The sequence below is a fragment of the Enterococcus sp. ZQ21 genome (assembly GCF_030053755.1).
Classification (GTDB): domain Bacteria; phylum Bacillota; class Bacilli; order Lactobacillales; family Enterococcaceae; genus Enterococcus_B; species Enterococcus_B lactis.
Genome location: NZ_CP125658.1, coordinates 514,443 through 534,352, shown reverse-complemented (window position 1 = coordinate 534,352; position 19,910 = coordinate 514,443). Strand labels below are relative to the sequence as shown.

Annotated in this window: 16 protein-coding genes; 2 read left to right on the top strand and 14 right to left on the bottom strand. The window is 38.9% G+C overall.

Annotation, left to right across the window (positions count from 1 at the left end):
* Positions 1-25: 25 nt before the first annotated feature.
* The 9 genes from QK255_RS02530 to QK255_RS02490 all read right to left on the bottom strand — a co-directional run bounded on the left by QK255_RS02530 (position 26) and on the right by QK255_RS02490 (position 13,101).
* Complete coding sequence (locus tag QK255_RS02530) at positions 26-919, bottom strand: class C sortase (protein ID WP_002291235.1); 894 nt, start codon at positions 917-919, stop codon at positions 26-28.
* Positions 920-993: 74 nt separating this feature from the next.
* A complete protein-coding gene (locus tag QK255_RS02525; protein ID WP_002291236.1) occupies positions 994-2,712 on the bottom strand; it encodes a SpaH/EbpB family LPXTG-anchored major pilin in 1,719 nt (572 codons plus the stop codon).
* The gene (locus tag QK255_RS02520; RefSeq protein ID WP_002340984.1) at positions 2,705-4,018 is read right to left on the bottom strand and encodes a pilin N-terminal domain-containing protein; all 1,314 of its coding nucleotides are present in this window, start codon (positions 4,016-4,018) and stop codon (positions 2,705-2,707) included. Before QK255_RS02520 ends, QK255_RS02525 begins: the two co-directional genes overlap by 8 nt.
* On the bottom strand, positions 4,018-8,526 hold the full coding sequence (locus tag QK255_RS02515; protein ID WP_025479605.1) for a SpaA isopeptide-forming pilin-related protein: 4,509 nt from the start codon (positions 8,524-8,526) through the stop codon (positions 4,018-4,020). The genes QK255_RS02520 and QK255_RS02515 overlap by 1 nt, the downstream gene beginning before the upstream one ends.
* A gap of 300 nt (positions 8,527-8,826) precedes the next feature.
* Positions 8,827-9,345 (bottom strand): phosphatase PAP2 family protein, encoded by a 519-nt coding sequence (locus tag QK255_RS02510; protein WP_002291243.1) that lies wholly within the window; start codon positions 9,343-9,345, stop codon positions 8,827-8,829.
* Position 9,346: 1 nt separating this feature from the next.
* Positions 9,347-9,967 carry a YesL family protein gene (locus QK255_RS02505; protein ID WP_002291244.1) on the bottom strand — a complete coding sequence of 207 codons (621 nt, stop codon included), beginning with the start codon at positions 9,965-9,967 and terminating at the stop codon, positions 9,347-9,349.
* Complete coding sequence (locus tag QK255_RS02500; protein WP_002329578.1) at positions 9,964-10,818, bottom strand: carbohydrate ABC transporter permease; 855 nt, start codon at positions 10,816-10,818, stop codon at positions 9,964-9,966. The genes QK255_RS02505 and QK255_RS02500 overlap by 4 nt, the downstream gene beginning before the upstream one ends.
* Positions 10,815-11,726 carry a carbohydrate ABC transporter permease gene (locus QK255_RS02495; protein ID WP_002291248.1) on the bottom strand — a complete coding sequence of 304 codons (912 nt, stop codon included), beginning with the start codon at positions 11,724-11,726 and terminating at the stop codon, positions 10,815-10,817. The genes QK255_RS02500 and QK255_RS02495 overlap by 4 nt, the downstream gene beginning before the upstream one ends.
* 40 nt (positions 11,727-11,766) lie before the next feature.
* Positions 11,767-13,101, bottom strand: coding sequence for an ABC transporter substrate-binding protein (locus QK255_RS02490; protein ID WP_002291250.1), 1,335 nt, complete (start codon positions 13,099-13,101; stop codon positions 11,767-11,769).
* Between the two features lie 207 nt (positions 13,102-13,308).
* Here QK255_RS02490 and QK255_RS02485 point away from each other — a divergent pair, with 207 nt between their 5' ends.
* A complete protein-coding gene (locus QK255_RS02485; protein ID WP_002286789.1) occupies positions 13,309-14,139 on the top strand; it encodes a manganese catalase in 831 nt (276 codons plus the stop codon).
* Positions 14,140-14,211: 72 nt separating this feature from the next.
* On the opposite strand, the gene QK255_RS02480 is transcribed toward QK255_RS02485, so the two are convergent.
* Positions 14,212-14,895, bottom strand: coding sequence for an ArsR/SmtB family transcription factor (locus QK255_RS02480; protein WP_002291252.1), 684 nt, complete (start codon positions 14,893-14,895; stop codon positions 14,212-14,214).
* A gap of 73 nt (positions 14,896-14,968) precedes the next feature.
* Here QK255_RS02480 and QK255_RS02475 point away from each other — a divergent pair, with 73 nt between their 5' ends.
* On the top strand, positions 14,969-15,571 hold the full coding sequence (locus QK255_RS02475) for a flavin reductase family protein (protein WP_002291254.1): 603 nt from the start codon (positions 14,969-14,971) through the stop codon (positions 15,569-15,571).
* Positions 15,572-15,776: 205 nt separating this feature from the next.
* On the opposite strand, the gene QK255_RS02470 is transcribed toward QK255_RS02475, so the two are convergent.
* The 4 genes from QK255_RS02470 to QK255_RS02455 form a co-directional block, all read right to left on the bottom strand.
* Positions 15,777-16,352, bottom strand: a complete 576-nt coding sequence (locus QK255_RS02470; protein ID WP_002291256.1) for an SOS response-associated peptidase — start codon at positions 16,350-16,352, stop codon at positions 15,777-15,779.
* A 724-nt stretch (positions 16,353-17,076) separates the two neighbouring features.
* Positions 17,077-17,658, bottom strand: coding sequence for a TetR/AcrR family transcriptional regulator (locus QK255_RS02465; RefSeq protein WP_002329579.1), 582 nt, complete (start codon positions 17,656-17,658; stop codon positions 17,077-17,079).
* A gap of 183 nt (positions 17,659-17,841) precedes the next feature.
* The gene (locus QK255_RS02460; RefSeq protein ID WP_002329580.1) at positions 17,842-18,468 is read right to left on the bottom strand and encodes a cysteine hydrolase family protein; all 627 of its coding nucleotides are present in this window, start codon (positions 18,466-18,468) and stop codon (positions 17,842-17,844) included.
* A 21-nt stretch (positions 18,469-18,489) separates the two neighbouring features.
* Positions 18,490-19,818, bottom strand: a complete 1,329-nt coding sequence (locus tag QK255_RS02455) for an FAD-containing oxidoreductase (protein WP_002341996.1) — start codon at positions 19,816-19,818, stop codon at positions 18,490-18,492.
* Positions 19,819-19,910: the final 92 nt, after the last annotated feature.

Sequence of the window (19,910 nt, the reverse complement as noted above, 5' to 3'; positions counted from 1 at the left end):
TATGTTATTCTTAATAATTGGTCTATCATCTGTTATTTTTCTTTGGTTGTTTTTGTCTTTTAAATTTTCGATAACCCCAATAACCGAAAAGAGTAAGTATTAGCAATACACCTAATAAGAGCGCAAGTAATCGATAAAGATGGTATCTTTTTGTCTTTTCCATCTTCGAAGAGGCTTCTTCTGTAAAGGGGACTCGCTTTCCTGTCACTAGTAACCTGTGGGTGTTCACAGTATAAGGTGTGCAAGTAATAAGTGTGACCAGATCCTGTTTTTCTCTGATTGCTAATGTATCTGTTTTTGTTGGAAGGACAACGATTTTCTCAACGACTTCATAAGCGAGCATCTGACCATATACTTCAAGATAGAAACGGTCATTTTTCTCCATTTTTTCAAGATCTGTAAACAATTTTTTCTCAGCAACACCGCTATGGGCGGTAATGACGGAATGTGTATTTTCTCCTCCAATTGGAAAAGAGGTACCTTGTAGAACTGTCGCTCCTCTATCTAATAAAAGATCATTTGTTTCATCGAATAAAGGCAAGCTAACATTGATTTTCGGAATATAGATTGCTCCGATCATATGTTGTTCGTAGTATTCTTTTCCTGGATTTCGGACATCTCTAACCGCTTGTTCAAAAGGATCTTTGACTTGACCCATTCCTGGGATGGCTGCCGTACGAGCAAGCGCCTGATTTTTCTTTTCTTGTACTGCTAATCGTTGCTCATGTTTTTCTTCTTTCTCTCGTGCAAGCTGTTTTTGATAATTCTCGATCCTTCTTTGGTCCAAATAATTGCTGAGAGCATCAGCTAAAAATGGATATGTAAAAACTGCAGCTCCTGTAAGAAACATCACTGCCATGAATAATTGTAATAACATACTGATTTTTGTTTGAGGTCTTTTCTCTGTTTTCTTTTTCATTTTCTTCACCTTCTTATTTAAAAAAACTGCAGCAACCTTTATAAAAACCGATTGCTGCAGCTTATTTTTGTTGCTTATACTTCAGACTTCATTTTAGATTTACGGTACCAGCTGTAAGCCCCAATCATCAAACTTAGACCGATCAGCAAGAATGCTAAGATCCCGTTTCCTCCAGTAGAAGGAAGAAATCCTTGTCTTACGTTTGGTACGCGTGCTGCTCCTGGATACTCATAGTCCACAATCACAAGTTCATCATCATAGCTACCATATTCTACATTGAACTCTGTGAAAGCTGCTTCACCTGTTGGTAAAACATATCCTTCTGGTGCTACTGTTTCTTTCATGAAGTATGTTCCGTAATCTAATCCAACAACTTCGAAGTATCCTTGGTCATTTGAGACAAATTCTGTTGCCTCTACACTATTATCACTTACCCAATCGATTGTGATTTCTTCTGCATCAGCACCTGACTCATAAACAGATAGACGTACGCCATCTTTATAGAAAACAGCATAAGCAGTTTTCTCTTCGTTCCACAATTCAAATCTTGCACCGTCTAGTAAAGCATTGCTTGAAGCATCAAACTTTTCAAATCTTCTCCCGCCAGTCGTTACTTCTTCTGGTGGCACGCGACGTTCGTTGTAGTCATACTCGTCACCTCTACCGATTTCGATCAATGCTGTATTGTTATGGAATTCATCTGCATTGATGATTGCGTTGACTTGCAAGTCATAGGTAACAGTTAATTCCCCGCCACGATGATTCCCTAATTTTTCAAGCGTTGCTGTGTTCGGTATACCTCCTGTTTCAAGAATGATCTCCACGGCAAAACCGTTACCCGCTTTTGTTACTGTATAATCAGTATCTTTTATCAGTGTTGTATCTCCTGCTTGTACAAGGAGTTCCTGATCAAAATAACTCAAACCTTCTGTTGGCGTATCTGTGATCGCGAAATCCGTGATGACTGTTGTATTGTCCTCATTGATTTCATCAATAAAGTAAGGAATCGGTGCAGTTATTGTATAAGAAACTGTTTTTCCTTTTTCCAAGTCAACATATCGGATCGTTTCTTCTTCACCATTTTCATTGCGAATCGTCACAGTTCTAACGTCTGCTTCATCTACATTCATTTCTTTGGAAGAATCTTGGATTTCATTTTTAGGATATAAGTGTACATCGGTGTTGTACGTATCTTTCCAAGAGGTTCCATCCCATACACCGCCAATAATATCTGGTATCATAACTGGCATCATGACAACCATTGGAGACGCGATTCTTGAAATATGAGCTGGTGAATATGTTTCTAAGAAGAGATAGACTTTATCTCTCGAAGAAGGTGCCTCTTCCGTCACTTGGACATTTTTGAAAACAGATTCACCATTTTCGCCAGTCGTCTGCTTATCTATACTTTCGATACCATAAGATACAAACCATGCTGCTGTGTGATCTGATTGGATCAAAGCAATCGCAGCGGCAGGTTCTAACCCATCATCATCTATGTCAGTTGTTCTAGGGTCATCTTTCAGCAAATTATAATAGACATCTGTAACATCAAACATTTCAAAATCGACGCCTGGAAGATTCTCATTACCAAAATCATCTGATATCAACCCGCTATTCGGTCGTTCTTCAGGCACAGTCGTGAATGCTTTTTTGTGTAATGTGATCGTCACTTCACTTGGTTTTTCCGTGACTTCTTCAGCGTGAACTAATTTTCCATTTCCAAAACTTCCTAATCCTACAGCTGCGAGCAACAGTGCACTCATCCCCATGGTCATCATTTTTTTATTCATTTTTTTCTCCCCGTTCTTTTTTTATTAATAAAACAGCACCTAACAACAAAAGGATTCCTAACAAAGAAATCAATGTTCTTGCTTCATTGGTTTGTGGAAATACGGACCCTTTCACAGGTTGATTTGGATTGCTTGGTCCACTTGGTTCTTTCGGTTTGTCCGTTGTTTCTTTTATGGTCTCGTTATACACGCGTGGTGTTGCTGATTCATAGGCAGAGGCTGGAACTTTTCCGGATTCCAATTCAGCCATCTTCTGCCCATTGACCATTACATATTGCGGCTGTCCTTCTGCATCCACCCAAGATTCAGGGACAATGACCTCGATTTGCTTACTTGCTTCGTCCATTTCGTACCCTTCTACACTTTTCAATTCCTCAAAATAATAGGTACCAGAGGGCAAAAATCGTTGACCTGTCGTGACTAGACCGTCTTTATCTGAAATGAATTTGCTTACATTTTTATCATTCAAAGGATCGTTGTTTGCTGGTTTGATCCATTGATTTTTCAAGTCATTCGCAGGAGCCATGTCTAAATAATATTTTTCTCCTTCTATCATCTGATACAGAGCAAAAACAGCACCTTCTAATGGGCGTCCTTTTTCGGTTGTTCCTCTTTGTCGTCCATACTTGAAAAAGTATGGATCTCTTAAATAACCGACATTTTTAGGATAGATATGGATCTCTTGCAGTTCCTCGGTTGGTTCTGTTGGATGATAGATTGGCAAAACAGCAGCAATCGGGATTGCTGTTTGATCAATATCCACATTCAACCCGATTTCCGGATCAATTGATTCTTCAAAAATCAAATAAACTGCATCTCGATCTTGGTTTTTCTTAGGTACTTGGATGCGTGCAATCCCATCTCCTAATCCACCAACCGTATCTTTTCCAGTCGTTACCGACTCCCCAACCTGGGCAAGTCTTTCTTCTGTGATCAACTGACGGATATTGTTTCTGCTCGTTTCAGCGATTTGCTGGACGAATTCTCTAGAGGTCATGTTCTCAGCAGCTTTTTTGTCATGATAATAATCGGTCATATCGTAAACGGCGAATGTCGCTCCATTTAGCGGGACCGTCTGCGAAATGATATCTGCTGTTTTTCCCGCTTCCTCAGAGATAGCCAGACCGTCATTTTCATGGAATTCAAATTGGTCGTTATAATCGATATCTCGAATCATCCGTTTATGCAATACAAATTCCACAACGTCTTCCCCTAATTCTTCTGCCGACATCGTTTGAGGAAGAAGGACTGCTACAAATGGCAGTAAAACAAGTAATTGAAGCATCAAACACAACAGCTTTTTCATTACCTTGCCCCCTCCTTTTTAGATTGTCTGACATGCAAACCATAGGCTGCACCGGCAAGTGCCACGAAGAATGCAGCAAGCAGGATATAGAACAATCGTCCGGATCCCCCTGTAGCAGGCAATGGATTTTCAGAATCGTTCCCGACACTAAGCCGTAGCCTGATTCGGTTCGTATCCAAAAGTTCATACTCTAATTCTTGCTGCAGATCAGGAGTCTCTGCTTCTTCGTTTGGATAATAAGAAACCTCAACTTTTAGTGTCCCGGCTTCTTTTCCTGGAACGACCCGATCATTTTCCACTTCTGGTTCTTCACGATAACTAATTTCTAAAATAAAGTAGCCTGGAAGTTTCCTGTAGCCGTCCGGCGACTTCACTTCCTTGATCCGATAGAATCCTTCCGTCAAATCCAAAGCATTGAATAGGGAAGAATCGTTTGGATCTGGTGCCAAGCCTCCGACGATGAGTTCATAGTCTCCTGCACTATTTTGTTTCTCAATTGAAAATTCTGCGCCTTCAAGACGTCGACTACTTATACTGTCAACTTTCAAAAGTTCCAGATCGATTGGTGCTAGTTCATCTTCTAAGGTTACTTGTAATACACCATCGATGATGTCATAACCCTCCGGTAACGGATCAGTTTCGTCTTCGATGACTGTCTCTCCAATGACAAATTTCCCTTCTTCATTCAGTGCAAACTGGAATACTTGATCAGACAATTGATACCCGTTTGGTGCAACAGATTCTGAGACCTCATATTCGCCGATAGATAAACGCAGCGGCTGGCTGTATTCTAAATCGACATATTTCTCTACACCGACTGTATAAAGATAGAAGTAACCGATTTCAGACAAACGTTTCGATTCTTCGGGTTCTAACGGGTTGCCTGTGTATGCTCGATACAGCGGGAAGGAAGAATCCCCTATTTTCCTGATATCAAAACCTGCACCATCTAAAGGATTGCCTTCATGATCTAATTTTCTAACTCGGATCTCCCGATAATCAAACATATTGTAAGCAGTAAATTCTACCCATAATCGGCCCTCTTCGTCTGTTGAATGGGTGAGATATTGCCAATTTGCTTCACCTGTTTGTCTAAGCTGGATGGTACCTGCCTCATTATCGTACAGTCGCAAGATCCATGTGTCGTTTTCGTCAGGTTCTTTGAAACCTTCTGGGCTTTGACTTTCAACGATTTTGTATTCTGCATAGTTGGCATTTTCTTCATTGTCTATATGAATAAATGAATCTGGTTCTCCAATAGGATGAATGACTTTCTCACCCTCCACGAGCAAATATTCTCCATTTTCATTTACTGAATAGAATGTGAGCATTCCTTTCTCTTCGTCTGCTTCATTCGCACCAGAGATTCCTTTAGCTACCGGCGTTCCAATTTCAAGTCCGCTTCCATCGGTTTGATAAAGTTCAAACTCTGCCCCATTGATTGGCGTAGTGCTTCCTTCAATTAATTTATTGATGTTCATGTGGACTGGCTTGAATTCATTCCGCATTTCCAATTTGACATACAAGTCTTCATAATCCGTTTCGTCCTCATTGACATTTTGAACAATTGAAAGTTTGTGGTATTCGCCTTCATAATAAGAATCAGGATCGCTACCTTCTTCTCCACCAACTCTTACTCCTGAAGTATTTGCTGCTACCAACTCATAGTGACCAAGCGCTGTATCTCCGCTGGAACTATATTTTTTGATTTGGAATTGATACGTCTCATCCACTAACTGATAACGTGCCGGTCCAGCGATCTCTCTGATCCAGAAAATATCACTGACAGCACCTGTTTCATCCCCCAGCACAGGGATCTTCGTTTCGAAGATTGCCATTCCATCCGCTGTAGTTCTACTTGTTTCGATTGGTTCGACCTCTCCAGCATCCGGATTTTGATCGTATAATGCAAATTCGATTCCTGCTAAAGGTTCCCCATCTTGCCCCGTCTTGCTTATTTGGAAATTCCGGTCCTTATGCTCATAACGTATAGATGACGTTGGAAAATACATTCGCCCGTTCATAACATCGTTTTCATAATCCTCCAAGTTTTGGATATAGGCCATATTGTTCACTGCATAGAAGTTCCCGTCTTGAGCTCCTGCATCCAATTTTACTTGATACTTGATTCTGACCATTTCTCCTTCACCTAACGAGATTGGAGAAAATTTATAGGCTTGGTTTTCTCGCCCAACATACGTTGTTGGTGTCGCTACTACTTCTGGTGGCGCTTGTCCATGACGCGCTTCATCCCATATTTCTGGCTCTTGGTACTTCATGCCGTTTTCTCCTGGATCTAGATGGTAAAACTGAATATCCGCCGATCTGCCAGCTCCAAACGGTGAAACATTAAATCCAGTTTCATCATAAAGTGTGGCTTGCTGGATCGTTTTCTTGAAGGTAGAGGAGATATCCTCCAAGGCTGTAATGATGTCATTCTTGTTATTCGCATCGTAATAACGCGGTGTTGTGCCATCATCGTTTAAATCAGCAATGTTTTTTAATACATTTCGTCCGATTGCATCGAGCCGCTGTCTACCGGCAATACTTCCGTCAATTCCTAACCCAATGGAGAAAATACTTGGCGGGTTCTCTTGGTACTTGTTTTTCAGCCAATGATGATATGCAACAGTATTGATGGCTGACGACTTTTCTTGTGAAGTTGGACTACCGTTAGTATCATTGCTTGCGCTTCCTGTACCAACCCAGTGAGTTGCTTTATCATCACCTTCTTTTACTTCTCCGTAACGATATTGCACATTTGTTCCATTAACAGGACGGTCAAAGTCAGATGCATAGGTAACTGGATAAGTAAATCCTGCATTAGAAGTATTCCCAGAAAAGGTTTCAAAGTTTTTGAACAAATCACCACGATCTATGGCAATCTTATCCCCCATGACACTCCAACTGCTCCAAGCTCCCCAAATACTTGTGCGAGATCTTGTTTGGATCGGTGCATAACTGAAGGTGGGTGTTCCGTCTCCTACGACGATCAGGATCTTTTCTGGATTTCTATTTTCTCCGCCGTTATCCGCATACAATGTTTCATAACCATTTTTAAGTCCTAGTGTAAGCGGCGTTCCTCCGATGGGTGTACGATTCAGTGCTGTATTCTCACTACCTGTTAGACGATTGATGTCATTTGTCAACGGAAAGATGTCCGAACTGATTTGTTCCTGGTTATTGATGACTGTACTATTATGATAAAAATTCACCATACCGATCCGAATATCCATATTTGGGTCGGATAGCAGATTTTCACTAATTTCATTTACCGCTTCTATCAGTGCCGCATTTTTACTTTGTCCTCCGCCTTCCAGTGTCCCTTCATTCATACTGGCTGATTTATCTAGAACAAAAACGATATCGATTGGACTGATTTCTTGTTTCTCACTTCCGATCACATCTAGATAAACGTTATAAAGTGTCGTTGCATCTTCAGGATGTAAGTCAGCCGTTGGATTGTTAGAGGGAACTGGTTCTACCCATTTTTTGATATATGCCCCGTTATAATCCAAGTAACTGTTTTCAAAATTCCGTTCATCTCCCCAAAGCTGAACAGTTTGCGCTGGCACATTTACATCTTCTTCGCTTGCAGCTGATCCATTATCAGCCGCATAGTCGTAATTTCGCCAGTTCGCTCCCCCGATTGTGTAATCACTATCATCGATTAAGTTCTCTCCATCATATGGTGAGCCTTTTTCTCCCTGATAGTGTTCATTGCTTTGTGACCAATTTCCTAATACTTTCGTATAGTCATTCGTTGTAAATCGTGGATAGCGGTGCTGATCGTTTTCAGCTATTCCGCTAGGATAGATATATTCATATGGATCTTGCGTAGCTGTTGGTCCAAGACGCTCTAAAATACCGTTGAATAACCGGCGTTGAATGCGTTGGAGTGCTTGACCTCTGGGCACGATTGGTGCGTCCAGCTCTTCCGTTTCATTTTCTTCGCTACGTTGATTTTCAGCGGAATCCTCTGTATCTGTTTCATTTTCTTGTAATTCTTGACTAGCTATTCTTTCATCGACCACCACTTGAAGAGGTAGTTCCCCTTCATTCACATCTGGAATCTTTTCTGTTTCAAAAACCAATGTGCCGGTCTCAGCTTCTTTCGAATAAAATTTTCCGACATACCATTCTTGACCATCGATTGTCTCGACTTTTAAGTCTTCTCCATCTTCATCGTAAGAGGAAAGACCTGTTCCCCGAACGTTTTTTACAGTACCAATGCCGGCAGCAGCTGTATCGATTGCTAAACGTATCCTACCTTCGTTCGCACTCTCTTTCTTTTCAAAAGCCAGATGCCATTCAAACGTTTCTTCTTTTTCGATATACCTCCCTTCGATTTTTGCATAATCCTCATCTAGAAATACCTCATCCTCCTTCACTTCTGTTGACTCAGCAGCTACATCCAATGCTGTCATATGATAGACAGACTGGAAATACGGTCCAAATAGCAGACTGACAGCTGCTAACTGCAAAAGCTTCAATTTTACCCCTTTCACATTCTTATACTCTTTTCTAAAACATGTGTCTTCTTTCACAACAAACACCAAAAACAACATCTATCTAATTATAATCTAATTTAATTTTAACTTTAAATCAAACAATATCCATTTTAGTTAAAAAACACCAATTATACAACACTTATTATTAAAATTAGATTATAAAATTTTATAACAATCTCATTTAACAGAACTCAAGTTATTAAGACAGGTAAATAATCTCCGACTATTTCCTTGAAAAACAAAAAAATAAAGCACGAATGCGTATTTACGCACTCATGCTTTATTCATGCAATTGATTCAGATAACGGCAGCACACAAGATACCGATAACACTTCCTAAAATAGCTCCTCCTAAAACATCAGTAGGATAATGTAAAAGTAAAAAAATTCTTGAATAAGCGATCAAACAAGCAAATAGAAAAGCTAGTATTCCTGCAATACGACTTAACTCGAACAACGCTGCTACAGATAAAAAAGCAAGTGCCGTATGCCCTGAAGGAAAAGAAGAAGTCTTCGGTTTACTTGTATAAAGGACAAGCCGACGATTTTTTTCATAAGGTCTTTTCCGTTTTGTCGTTTTTTTAATGAGAAGTAGACCAACAAAAAAATAGATTAGACTGCCTATAAGAATAGCTAGACCATATTCTCTTGTATCAGGTATCAAAACTAAAACCGTAGCAAGGAGCAGCCAAATAAAACCGCCATTAGAGATATTACTGATAAATTTCAAAAAATTGATTTTCCGATTGTCCGTTTCTCGTTGTTTAGCAAACTTATTGATAATACTATCATCGATTTTAGCAATCAAACGCAGCATGTTATTCCTCCTTTTTAAGACCCTTTTCTTGCGTACGATGGATAAAAAGCAGGACTTGAAAATAAAACAAGAAGCTGAAACCTAATAAAGCAAGGTAGACTGGTCCTGCAAACCATAATGCAATCAGAAGTATCGACGTGCCTGCTAAATAGAAAAGTGCACTTTTAAAATCATTAAAAAACAAGAAAAATGCTGCAATCCAAGAGACTTCTTTTTGATTTTCCAGTTGAAGCAAGATTTTGTAACTAAAAAGAACAGCACTTAATAGAAGCAAAAACAACGTAGTATACATCAATGTATAGCCAATTCTCCCACCCAAATAATGGAAAATCCGATAATCGATGAATAAAAGAAGAAAATAACTACTTGCTAAACTATCTTGCTTTCCATAAAGAGAAAGATTCTCACGAAACTTCTTCCAGTATAATGAACTGAGCTTTTTCTCTTCATTTTTTTTGTAATAATAAATCATATAGAGAACTGTTCGACTTGCCGTTCCTAATGTGAAAACAGGCAAGACGCACAGGAACCACAGTAGCTGTAACTGGATAAGACGCGGAATCCATTCAATGATTTCTAAAAAATAATCATTGGCTCTTTTACCAATCGACCGATTCATCATCCTTTTGATCCTCCTGTCAAATCCATTCCTTCAATGAAATAACGTTGTGCAAAAAAGAACAGCAAGATCGTCGGAATCAAGACAAGTGTTGCTCCTGCCATCAGATAATTCCATTGTGTCGTCGCTTGGTTCTGAAAAACTTGCAAGCCAATCTGCAACGTGTATTTTTCTTGATCTTGGATATATAACAGAGGACCTAAGAAATCATTCCAAGCCGCGTTGAAGGAATTGATTGCAATCGTGATTAAAGCAGGTTTCGTCAATGGAAGCATCAAATGACTCCAAATATACAAATGATTCGCTCCGTCGATTTCAGCAGCTTCGATCAATTCATTATTGATCGATAAGTAAAATTGACGCATCAGAAATATATTGAACGCATTGCCGAAGAACGATGGAACGATCAGGGGCAAATAAGTACCTACCCAGCCGATCTTGGAGAATAATACATATTGAGGAATCATCGTTACAAACCCCGGGATCATCATCGTAGAAAGAACCAAAGCAAACATCAGCTTTTTCCCAGGAAAATCAAGCTTCGCAAATCCATAAGCAATAAAAGAATTCGAAAGGACATTACCGATCACTACTAGCACAGTGATGAATAACGTATTTCTTGCATAGCGCCAAAAAGGAAATGCGGCAATCGTATCCAGATAGTTTTCCCATACGATTTTTTCTGGGAAAAAGGTCGGAGGATAACGAACGATTTCTTCCATCGGTTTCAATGAAGTAAATACCATCCAAAGCAATGGAATGAGCAAAATAATTCCTATTATCGTCATAAGCACATAGCTTAGCATCTTTTTTGATTGCCGATTCACACTGGTTTTTTTAAAATAATCCATCATTTGCCGTCACCTCCAGAATAATAGACCCATTTAGGTGCAAGCTTCAAATTGACGAAGGTCAGAACCAAAACGATCAGAAATAGGATCATCGACATAGCCATCGCATATCCCATATCAAAAGCGACGAACGCCTTGTTCCACATATGCAGATTATAAAAAAGCAAGGAATTTGCAGGTCCACCTGTTCCATTTTTCGTCATGACATAAGCTTCTTGAAAAATTTGGAAAGAACCGATCGTAGAGGTGATCACATCGTAAAAAATAATAGGAGTGATTAATGGCAAAGTAATACTTTTGAACTTTCCCCAAACGCCTGCTCCATCGATTTCTGCTGATTCATATAAAGATCTAGGAACATTTTGTAATGTAGCTAAGTAAAGTAGCATTGCTCCTCCAGAGCTCCATATTTTCATCAAAATCAACGCAGGTTTCGTCCATTGTGGATCAAACAACCAAGCTGGTCCAGGGATATGGAACCAGCCCAGAAATGTGTTGATCAATCCTGCAGATGGAGAAAGCAGCTGCATCCATAAGATGTAGACTGCTACTCCTGATAAGACTGCCGGTAAATAGAAAACTGTACGGAATACACTGATTCCTTTGATTTTTTGATTGAGTACTGTGGCTAAAAACACACTGAAAATCGTCGTCAGCGGTACATTGAAGATGACGAAATAAACGGTGTTGTATAACGATTTCCAAAATAAATCATCATGAACGAACATTCTTTTGAAATTTGCTAGACCAATGAAATTCATCTTGGATGTCAAATTATAATCGGTGAAACTACCAATAACTGAAAAAAGCATAGGCCCTAGCATAAAGATTAAAAAACCGATAATAAAAGGCGAGATAAATAAATAGGCCCATCTTGCTTCTTTTTTCTTTCGGATAGATAAACGCTTCAAATTTTCTTGCCTCCTCTGTACCTAGACAGTCAAAAACGGATTATTGATTTTGCTTGACTAAGTTCTCTACTGCTTTTTGTGCATCTGCCAATCCTTCTTTTGCTGATTTTGTTCCTAAAAGAATCTGGTCGATCTGTTCATTCACTAATGTCGTATAATCCGGTGCATCTAAAGGAACTGGTGTGATCACCGTATTTTTAAAGTTTTCGTCCGCCATTTGATAGATCATTTTCCCTTTGTCCGTTAGGTTGTCATTATTCACTAAATTCTCGTTGGCTGTTTTACTTGCCATGATATCAAAACTTTTTTCGCCGAATTTTTCTTGTACTTCTGGAGAAGAAAGATATTTGATGAATTCATAAGAGGCTTCAGGATCTTTTGCTCCGTATGGTACTTCCAAGACGAATCCGCCACCCCATGACCAATGACCTGAACCTTCCTCTTTTTCTGGAAGCTGCATCACGCCAAAATCAAAATCATCCGGTGCGTTTTCCATCAAGCTAGAGTAATAATTAATGTTTTGGGCGCGCATGGCTACTAATCCAGAAATAAATGGATCAGACACACCAGAACCAAATTCTGCTTCTAATTTGTTGATTGTATTTTTTCCATAATAATCTTGCCAGTCTTGAATCCATTCTAAGGCTTCCACTTTGTTTTTAGTATCAATCTTGACCTTTTCGTCCTTATCAAACCAACTAGTCCCGTTGTCTGCGTTTAATGCCCATACATCAGCACCTAAATTCCATAATGGATAAAAACCGATACGCGTAAACTCTTTTCCTTCTTTTTTATCTAGTTTACGTGCTGTTTCTTCTAATTCATCCCAAGTTGTCGGTAGATCTTGTTCGCTGATCCCAGCTTCTTTAAATAACTTTTTATTATAAAAAATGACTTGTGTATCTGTATTGAATGGGATGGCATAAGGATCACCCTTATATTCTACTGTGTCCCAAAGCTGGGGATAAAAATCCTTAGAAGTATCTTTATCTACATACTCGGAGAGATTGGTTGCTTGCTGTGCTTCTGCTCTTTGCGCAACGGAATTTATGTCCTGTACAATAACATCAGGTGCATTTCCAGCCGTTATTGCAGATAAAGATTTGGTCCAAATATCCCCCCATGGCTGATACTTATAATTTACATGGATCTCGTCTTGTGATTGGTTGAAATCCTCAATGATTTCTTCGATGGCTTCTTTTCGTGCGCCCGACCCCCAAAAGGACCAGAAATCAATATTTTTTCTTCCATCACTTGTTTTTTCAGAAGAATTTGCTACACTTGAGCTGGCATCGCTTGTATTACTTGATCCGCATCCTCCTAATAAAAACAATGCTGAACTTGCCAACAATCCTGTAAACAATAATTTTTTCATATTTTACCTCCAAATTTTAATGTAACCGATGTCGGTTTTAATATAACGATATCATTTTGTTCTGAAAATAACAATTTATAAGGTGTGATTATCGAAAAATTATTAATGATACCAACACTTTATATAATTAGCGAGCGTTTTCTTTGGATTTTTTAATCTTTCGTAGCAGAATGAGAATGTATTAAAAAAAGATTAGGAGGAATTTTGATGTTTAGACACCAGAAAGAATTGCAGTTTGAGGCAAAACCAGATCGTCCGAATCCATTAATCGCGAAATATCTGCAGGAGCTGATCGGCGGCCAATATGGCGAGATGAGTGTAGCTATGCAGTACCTGTTCCAAGGTTGGAGCTGCCGAGGAGAAGAAAAATATAAAGATATGCTGATGGACATTGCAACAGAAGAAATCGGCCACGTAGAAATGTTGGCGACAATGGTTGCTCGTTTATTAGAGGGTGCGCCTGTTGAAGATCAAGAAGCAGCGATGCAAAAAGATCCAACAATCGGTGCCATTATCTCTGGAATGAATCCACAGCACGCGATCGTAGCTGGCTTAGGACCTCGTCCTGCTGACAGCGTGGGCAATCCATGGAGCGGTGCCTATATCATTGCGAGTGGCAACTTGTTAGCAGATTTTAGAGCTAATTTAAATGCCGAATCACAAGGAAGACTTCAAGTAGCACGTATTTACGAAATGATCGATGATCGTGGCGTAAAAGATATGCTGTCTGTTCTCCTTGCAAGAGATAGCTATCATCAAAACCTATGGGAATGTGCAGTGAAAGAATTAGAAGAAAAAGAAGGTTCAATCTTAGTCCCAAGTACTTTCCCGCGTGACAAAGAACGAAAAGACATTGCTTATGACTTCTATAACTTCTCAGAGGGAGACCAAAGTAGTGAAGGTTCTTGGGCTAGCGGCAAAGCATTGGACGGCGAAGGCGAATATCAATGGTTGAAAGAACCTAAGATCGAAGGCGCTGCACCAAAATTAGAACCAGTAACACCAAAAATGTATGGGACACCTCCATTCAAGAAATAAAAAACATACGTAGGAAAAAGGTTGCGACAAGATTTTTGTCACAACCTTTTTATTGTATTAGAAACGACTTTCCTATTGGCTCGATTCAAATTTTTGGAAAAATAAATTCCCTTCAGCAATTAAGCGAACACCTCTGTTTTCTGGATTCAATGTGATATATTCTTTCTCTTTACACCATCGGAAAAACGCGTTCCCGAGATTTCCTCCTAAATGAAATGTTCGTTCTGTCCAATCTAAGCAAGGCTTCACAAGTACTCCAGATTGTTTTTTCAGTGCGTCAATATCTATTCCTAAGTCTTTGAAATAACAAACGCCTTCTTCTGTAAGTTCCACATGATGGTTTTCCATCACAAGATAGTTGTTGTGAAGGAGAAAGTTGAAAAAAACTACACCTATCACACCGGCTAAATGCCGATAACAAGATCTTCCTGCTTTTAATTCACTATATTCTTTGTTTTCATTAAATGATTTGATCGGTTTAACCGGACTAACTACCATAAGATTTTCTAACAAATCAGCGATTTCCAGAGATGATAATCGATAATAGACATTTCTTCCCTGTTTATAAGACATCACCCAATCAAGAGAATGAAGTTTTTTTATATGATAAGATGCTGTGTGATCTTTTATTTTTGCTTTCTTTGCTAGTTCATGCACGGTATGGAATCTTCCATCCATCAATAAAGTAAGGATCTCAAGTCGCGAATGATCTGCTAAGAGTTTAGTCGTTTGCTGAAGATGAGGAAATCCAGCCATTTTTTTCTCTCCTTTCACACATCGATGAGCATCGAGGAATAAGCTTAGTATACTATATTCAGAGGTGAGGATTATGTTTAAAAAAATGGAAAAAGAAAGTTTCTATTACGGATTTCCCGTCGTGCTGATGACGACTAAGGATGAAATGACTGGTAATGACAACCTCACGCCAATCAGCTCCACTTGGACACTTGGCAAAACGATTGTCATTGGAATCAGTATGCACAGTAAAGGGTATACAAATTTAAAAGTGGGACATGCCGTTACCTTCAATCTTGCAGATCAAACACTTTGGGAAAAAATCGAGAAAATCGCAAAGACGACAGGCCATCCTATCATGCCCGATTATAAACAAAAAGCTGGCTATTCCTTTTGCTCTGACAAATTTCAATTGGGAAAATTCACGAAACTAGCAGGTGAAGAAGTTGCAACTGTTCGGATCAAAGAATGCCCGATTCAAATAGAAACGTTGGTTCAACGAATTTCAACTAGAGAAGACTTTGCTATTGTAGAATGTGAGATCGTAGCTATTTTTGTAGAAGAAGGGATTTTACATGATCCAACTCATATCAATGTGGATAAATGGCAACCTCTTATCTATAAATTCAGAGAATATACAACTGCCAACCAGTCGTTAAGTTGGAATTTTAGATTCCAAGAATTCAAAGAGTCGTAATGATAAACATCGTTAGGTATAAACAAAAAAAGACTCGCAGCACGAGTAAAAAACAAATAGAAGCTATACCTTAGAAAGGTCGACTGTGACTCTATAGATGCAGTATATGCAGCTTATGAGCATTTCTTCTGTTCTCTTTGTTTTTGGGATCTGTGCTGAAGTCTTTTTTGTTTTTTGCCGATCTTTCTTTAAAAAATCGAATCTGTTATACCTTCTCCATTACTAATTCAGGCATCTGCTGAGTAATGATTTTTCGCGCAAAAGAAATATCTGTTACCCAAGGTTCGATTTGTTCTTCAGTCAAAACAAGAGGCATTCGGTCATGGATTGGTGCGACTGTGCGATTAGGTTCAGTAGTCATTATGATTGATTCTGCCGTTTTTTCATCGTGATGGCTACGATAAAAGCCGCCAATATACACTATTTTTTCCTTATTTGAAAACATAAATTTGTCTTTTTCTTCATTCCACTCATAAAAGCCGCCCATTGGGAAAACACAACGATTTTGCAAAAATGGTTGATGAAAGGTCTTTTTTTCTTCTACTGTCTCTGCCCGGGCATTGATCATCAATTGTCCTTTTTTAAATCCGGTAAATCCCCACTTCATGATTTCCGGAGTGAGATTGTTTTCTTCCTTTTTTCTTAATGTCACAACAAGATTTGACGGAAAAATTTCTCCAGCTGCTAATTTTGCTGCCTGTTCCGGTTGTTTCTTCTGGGCTTCTCGATAATAATTCTGAAGGAGCTCCGACTCTAGATCAAAAAAATAACGACCACACATCCTAATACCTCCCCCTCTTTTTATCTATCATACACTGCAACAAGAAGTTCATACCAACAAAACGCTTTCAATGAATAGAGAATTAAAAAAGTTGCGACAAACTCTCCAGTAAACGTTTTTCTCATGCCAACTCCTCGGTCACAAGTCACAATATTCAACAAACATGAGAAGCTGTTTTTTGAAATTGCTCCTTGTGACTCAGAGTGAAACGGCAAGTTCACGACCTCTGGGTAAACGGTGTTCAAAAGCCAGTTTCTCGGTATTAAGCCAAATTTATGCAAAAATGTAGAAAGCCATTTTCACAAAATTTTTCTTAATACTTGAAACTAAGCGACTTTTTCACGACCTCTTCCTTAAACGGTGTTCAAAAGCTTGCATCTGCGGTAATAAGTCCAACCAATTTAAAAACATAAGAAGCTGTTTTTACTTGGCTGTTCTTATTACTTGATGCAGGGCAGCTTTTTCACAACCTCTTCCTTAAACGGTGTTCAATCAGCTGACCCTCGGTATTAGCTCAACAAATGGCAAAATATGAGGAACTATTTTGCCGTTTGTTTCTCTAATACTCAGGTCAAAACGCTGATTTCACAACCTCTGATTCACGGTGTTCCAGAAGTAGCTTCTTCGAAAAATAAGCCGAAATTTCACAAAAATTTGAGAAGCAATTTTCGTAAATTCCTTCTTATTTCTTGAAGCTGACCACTTCTGTCACAACCTCTAATTATTAAAGAACCTTTTGCGAAGTTAACAATCTTTCTTTGATCAATTGGAAATTCTGTCTAAGTAGTGATAGATCTTGTGTGACTTTCAACAATAAGATACTGCCCTGGATTTCAGCAATCAACGCTTTGGCTTGACGGTCTGCCTCTGCATCGGACAGTTTTTCTTCAGAAAGTGCCAAGATATTTTGTTTCGTATACTTGACCCATTGATTGACTAATTCTAGTAGCAATAGACGGAATTCTTCATCCACTGTACTCAACTCAATAATCAAATTCCCCACAGGACAGCCATGATAAGTGATTTGTGCCTTATGATCAGCGAAAATCCAATCCAACATTTCTTCTAGTGCTTCTTCTGGCTGTTTTCCAGCATTTAAGATGTCTTCAAACAATTCTGTCTGCCACACGTCCATATGCGCATGGATCACCGCTAGACAAACTTCTTTTTTTGAAGAAAAGTAATAGTAAAATTGACCTTTTCCCGTCTCAGAAGCTGCTAGAATATCCCGGATTGACGTTTCATGATAGCCTTTTTTATAAATAAGATCTTTGGTCGCTTCCAAGATCTTTTCCTTTGTTTTCAATGATATTCTCCTTTTTCATCTCTCATAGTCCTATATTATACAATAAATTCATCATTTTATCTTCCTAATCGTTTAAAAAAAGACTGTGCCAAATTATCTGACACAGCCCTCACTATAAAACTGTTCTCTTGTAGCTAGATGTTCATTGATTCAAGAACTGCGAGGACAAAAGCAGTTCCTATCTTATGATAGTTGCTCTAATACTTTCTCTGTTGTCATCACTTGATCTGCAATAAAACCAAAGTTCGTCAACGCTGCATCCATTGCTTCTTGGCCAGGAGCACCAATTGCATCTGTCGCTACCACAACATTGAATCCACTCTCTACCAATTCACGCATATGGGAATCGCTACACAAGTTTCCATTCATTCCACCAAGAATTACTGTGTCGATTCCATTTTTTCTCAATTGAAGCGCTAAGTCGTTGCTTTCTGGTCCAAAGATTTTATGAGGAGAGCTGATAATCGTATTTTCATCCAAATATGGTTTCAATTCTTCGATAAAATCGGCTCCTGAACCTTCTTCCACTGGTTCATATTGACTTTTTCTAGCAAACATCTGCTGCTCAAGCATCATATGTTCTCCTGCACCGCCAAATTGCCATTTATGGTCATGTGGATAAAAATAATGAGGAGAAATAAAGAGTTTGTATCCTTTTTCTTTTGATTGTTTCACCATTTCAATCATATTTTCGATCGTATTGTATTTTTCTAAGATATCTTTTGTCAAACCAAAGCCACCGCCTGCTGGTTTCAAGAACTCGACTTGCGGGTCAGTTAGAACTACTGCTGTATTTTTGTTGTTGAACATGATAAATTCTCCATTCGTTATTTATTTTAATACATCATTTAGAGCTTCACTCATTGTTGGATGAGAATAGATTTGATCTCTCAATAACGTATAAGGAAGTTTTCCATTCATAGCTAGCGAAATCAAGTTGATGACTTCATGAGAATCTTCCGCATAAATACTTGCGCCTAGAATCAAGTCAGTTTCAGGATCAACTAAAACTTTGAATATCCCTTTAGGATCTTCTAATACTTGTGCTTTAGGGACGCCGCTTGTCATATACTTGAATAATTTGTAATTGACGCCTTGTGCTTTGGCTTGTTTTTCTGTTAATCCTACATTAGATAAAGTTGGAGTGATAAATACACTGTAAGGCACAGCTTTCCGATTATTCGTTGTTCGTGTATTTTCGCCTTTCAACTGATCCATAATGATCCGATAATCATCTAAAGAGATATAAGTGAACTGCAGTCCGCCTTTGACGTCTCCAATCGCCCAAATGTTTTCCGCATCTGTACGAAGGTATTCATCTACAGCGATTGCTCCGCGATCGGTCAGTTTAACATCTGTATTTTCTAATCCAAGAGAAGCTGTATTAGCTTTTCGTCCAGTTGCAGCCAAAACTTTTGACGCTTGGATTGTTATTTCTTGTCCATCTTCTGTAAAGGTAACGGCAGCTGTTGATTCTTGGTCTGCTACTTCATCGACAGTCACACCTAAGTGGAACTCGATCCCTGCATTCGTCAAATCTTCTAAAATCATTTGTGCGATGTCTTCATCTTCACGAGGAAGAAATTCAGGATGGGCATCAAGAACGATAACTTTAGATCCGTATTCATTGAACATTGATGCAAATTCCAGACCAATATATCCAGCCCCAATGATCACTAATTTTTCCGGTAATTGTTCCTGATCCATTGCTTGCGTAGAATCAATCAAGTAGCGACTTGTATTCAATCCTTTGATTGGTAAAATGATTGGTTCAGAACCAGTATTGATGAAAATCCGTTCGCCTTCAACAATTACTTTTTCACCATTATTCGTCACTTCGATTTGATGGTTAGAAAGAAAACGTGCTGTACCGTCCATCACTGTCCCAGTCGCCTCATCGCTGATCATATGATAATTTTTGGCGCGAAGCATGCCCGTCAATTTTTCTTTCCGAGCAACAGCCTCTGTAAAATCGATTCCTCTTTCTCCATTGAAAATCAATGATTTAGAAGGAATACAGCCGATGTTGATACATGTTCCGCCATACATACGTGTTGACTTTTCAACGACTAAAACCGATTCGCCTTTTGAAGCTAACGCCTTCGCTAAAGTCTTACCGCCCTTTCCAAAACCGATCACAATATTTTGATATTTTTCCATCCTTTTTCCTTCACTTCTTTTTTACCTACCGATTGGTACAAAAATATGATAACCGATAATCGTCTATTTTCCAAATCATCTGCTTTGTTTGT

What these genes read in the sequence shown, in the direction of transcription:
- QK255_RS02530 (WP_002291235.1), bottom strand. Translation starts at nt 919, where the DNA reads ATGAAAAAGAAAACAGAGAAAAGACCTCAAACAAAAATCAGTATGTTA.
- QK255_RS02525 (WP_002291236.1), bottom strand. Translation starts at nt 2,712, where the DNA reads ATGAATAAAAAAATGATGACCATGGGGATGAGTGCACTGTTGCTCGCA.
- QK255_RS02520 (WP_002340984.1), bottom strand. Translation starts at nt 4,018, where the DNA reads ATGAAAAAGCTGTTGTGTTTGATGCTTCAATTACTTGTTTTACTGCCA.
- QK255_RS02510 (WP_002291243.1), bottom strand. Translation starts at nt 9,345, where the DNA reads ATGCTGCGTTTGATTGCTAAAATCGATGATAGTATTATCAATAAGTTT.
- QK255_RS02505 (WP_002291244.1), bottom strand. Translation starts at nt 9,967, where the DNA reads ATGATGAATCGGTCGATTGGTAAAAGAGCCAATGATTATTTTTTAGAA.
- QK255_RS02500 (WP_002329578.1), bottom strand. Translation starts at nt 10,818, where the DNA reads ATGATGGATTATTTTAAAAAAACCAGTGTGAATCGGCAATCAAAAAAG.
- QK255_RS02490 (WP_002291250.1), bottom strand. Translation starts at nt 13,101, where the DNA reads ATGAAAAAATTATTGTTTACAGGATTGTTGGCAAGTTCAGCATTGTTT.
- QK255_RS02485 (WP_002286789.1), top strand. Translation starts at nt 13,309, where the DNA reads ATGTTTAGACACCAGAAAGAATTGCAGTTTGAGGCAAAACCAGATCGT.
- QK255_RS02480 (WP_002291252.1), bottom strand. Translation starts at nt 14,895, where the DNA reads ATGGCTGGATTTCCTCATCTTCAGCAAACGACTAAACTCTTAGCAGAT.
- QK255_RS02475 (WP_002291254.1), top strand. Translation starts at nt 14,969, where the DNA reads ATGTTTAAAAAAATGGAAAAAGAAAGTTTCTATTACGGATTTCCCGTC.
- QK255_RS02470 (WP_002291256.1), bottom strand. Translation starts at nt 16,352, where the DNA reads ATGTGTGGTCGTTATTTTTTTGATCTAGAGTCGGAGCTCCTTCAGAAT.
- QK255_RS02460 (WP_002329580.1), bottom strand. Translation starts at nt 18,468, where the DNA reads ATGTTCAACAACAAAAATACAGCAGTAGTTCTAACTGACCCGCAAGTC.
- QK255_RS02455 (WP_002341996.1), bottom strand. Translation starts at nt 19,818, where the DNA reads ATGGAAAAATATCAAAATATTGTGATCGGTTTTGGAAAGGGCGGTAAG.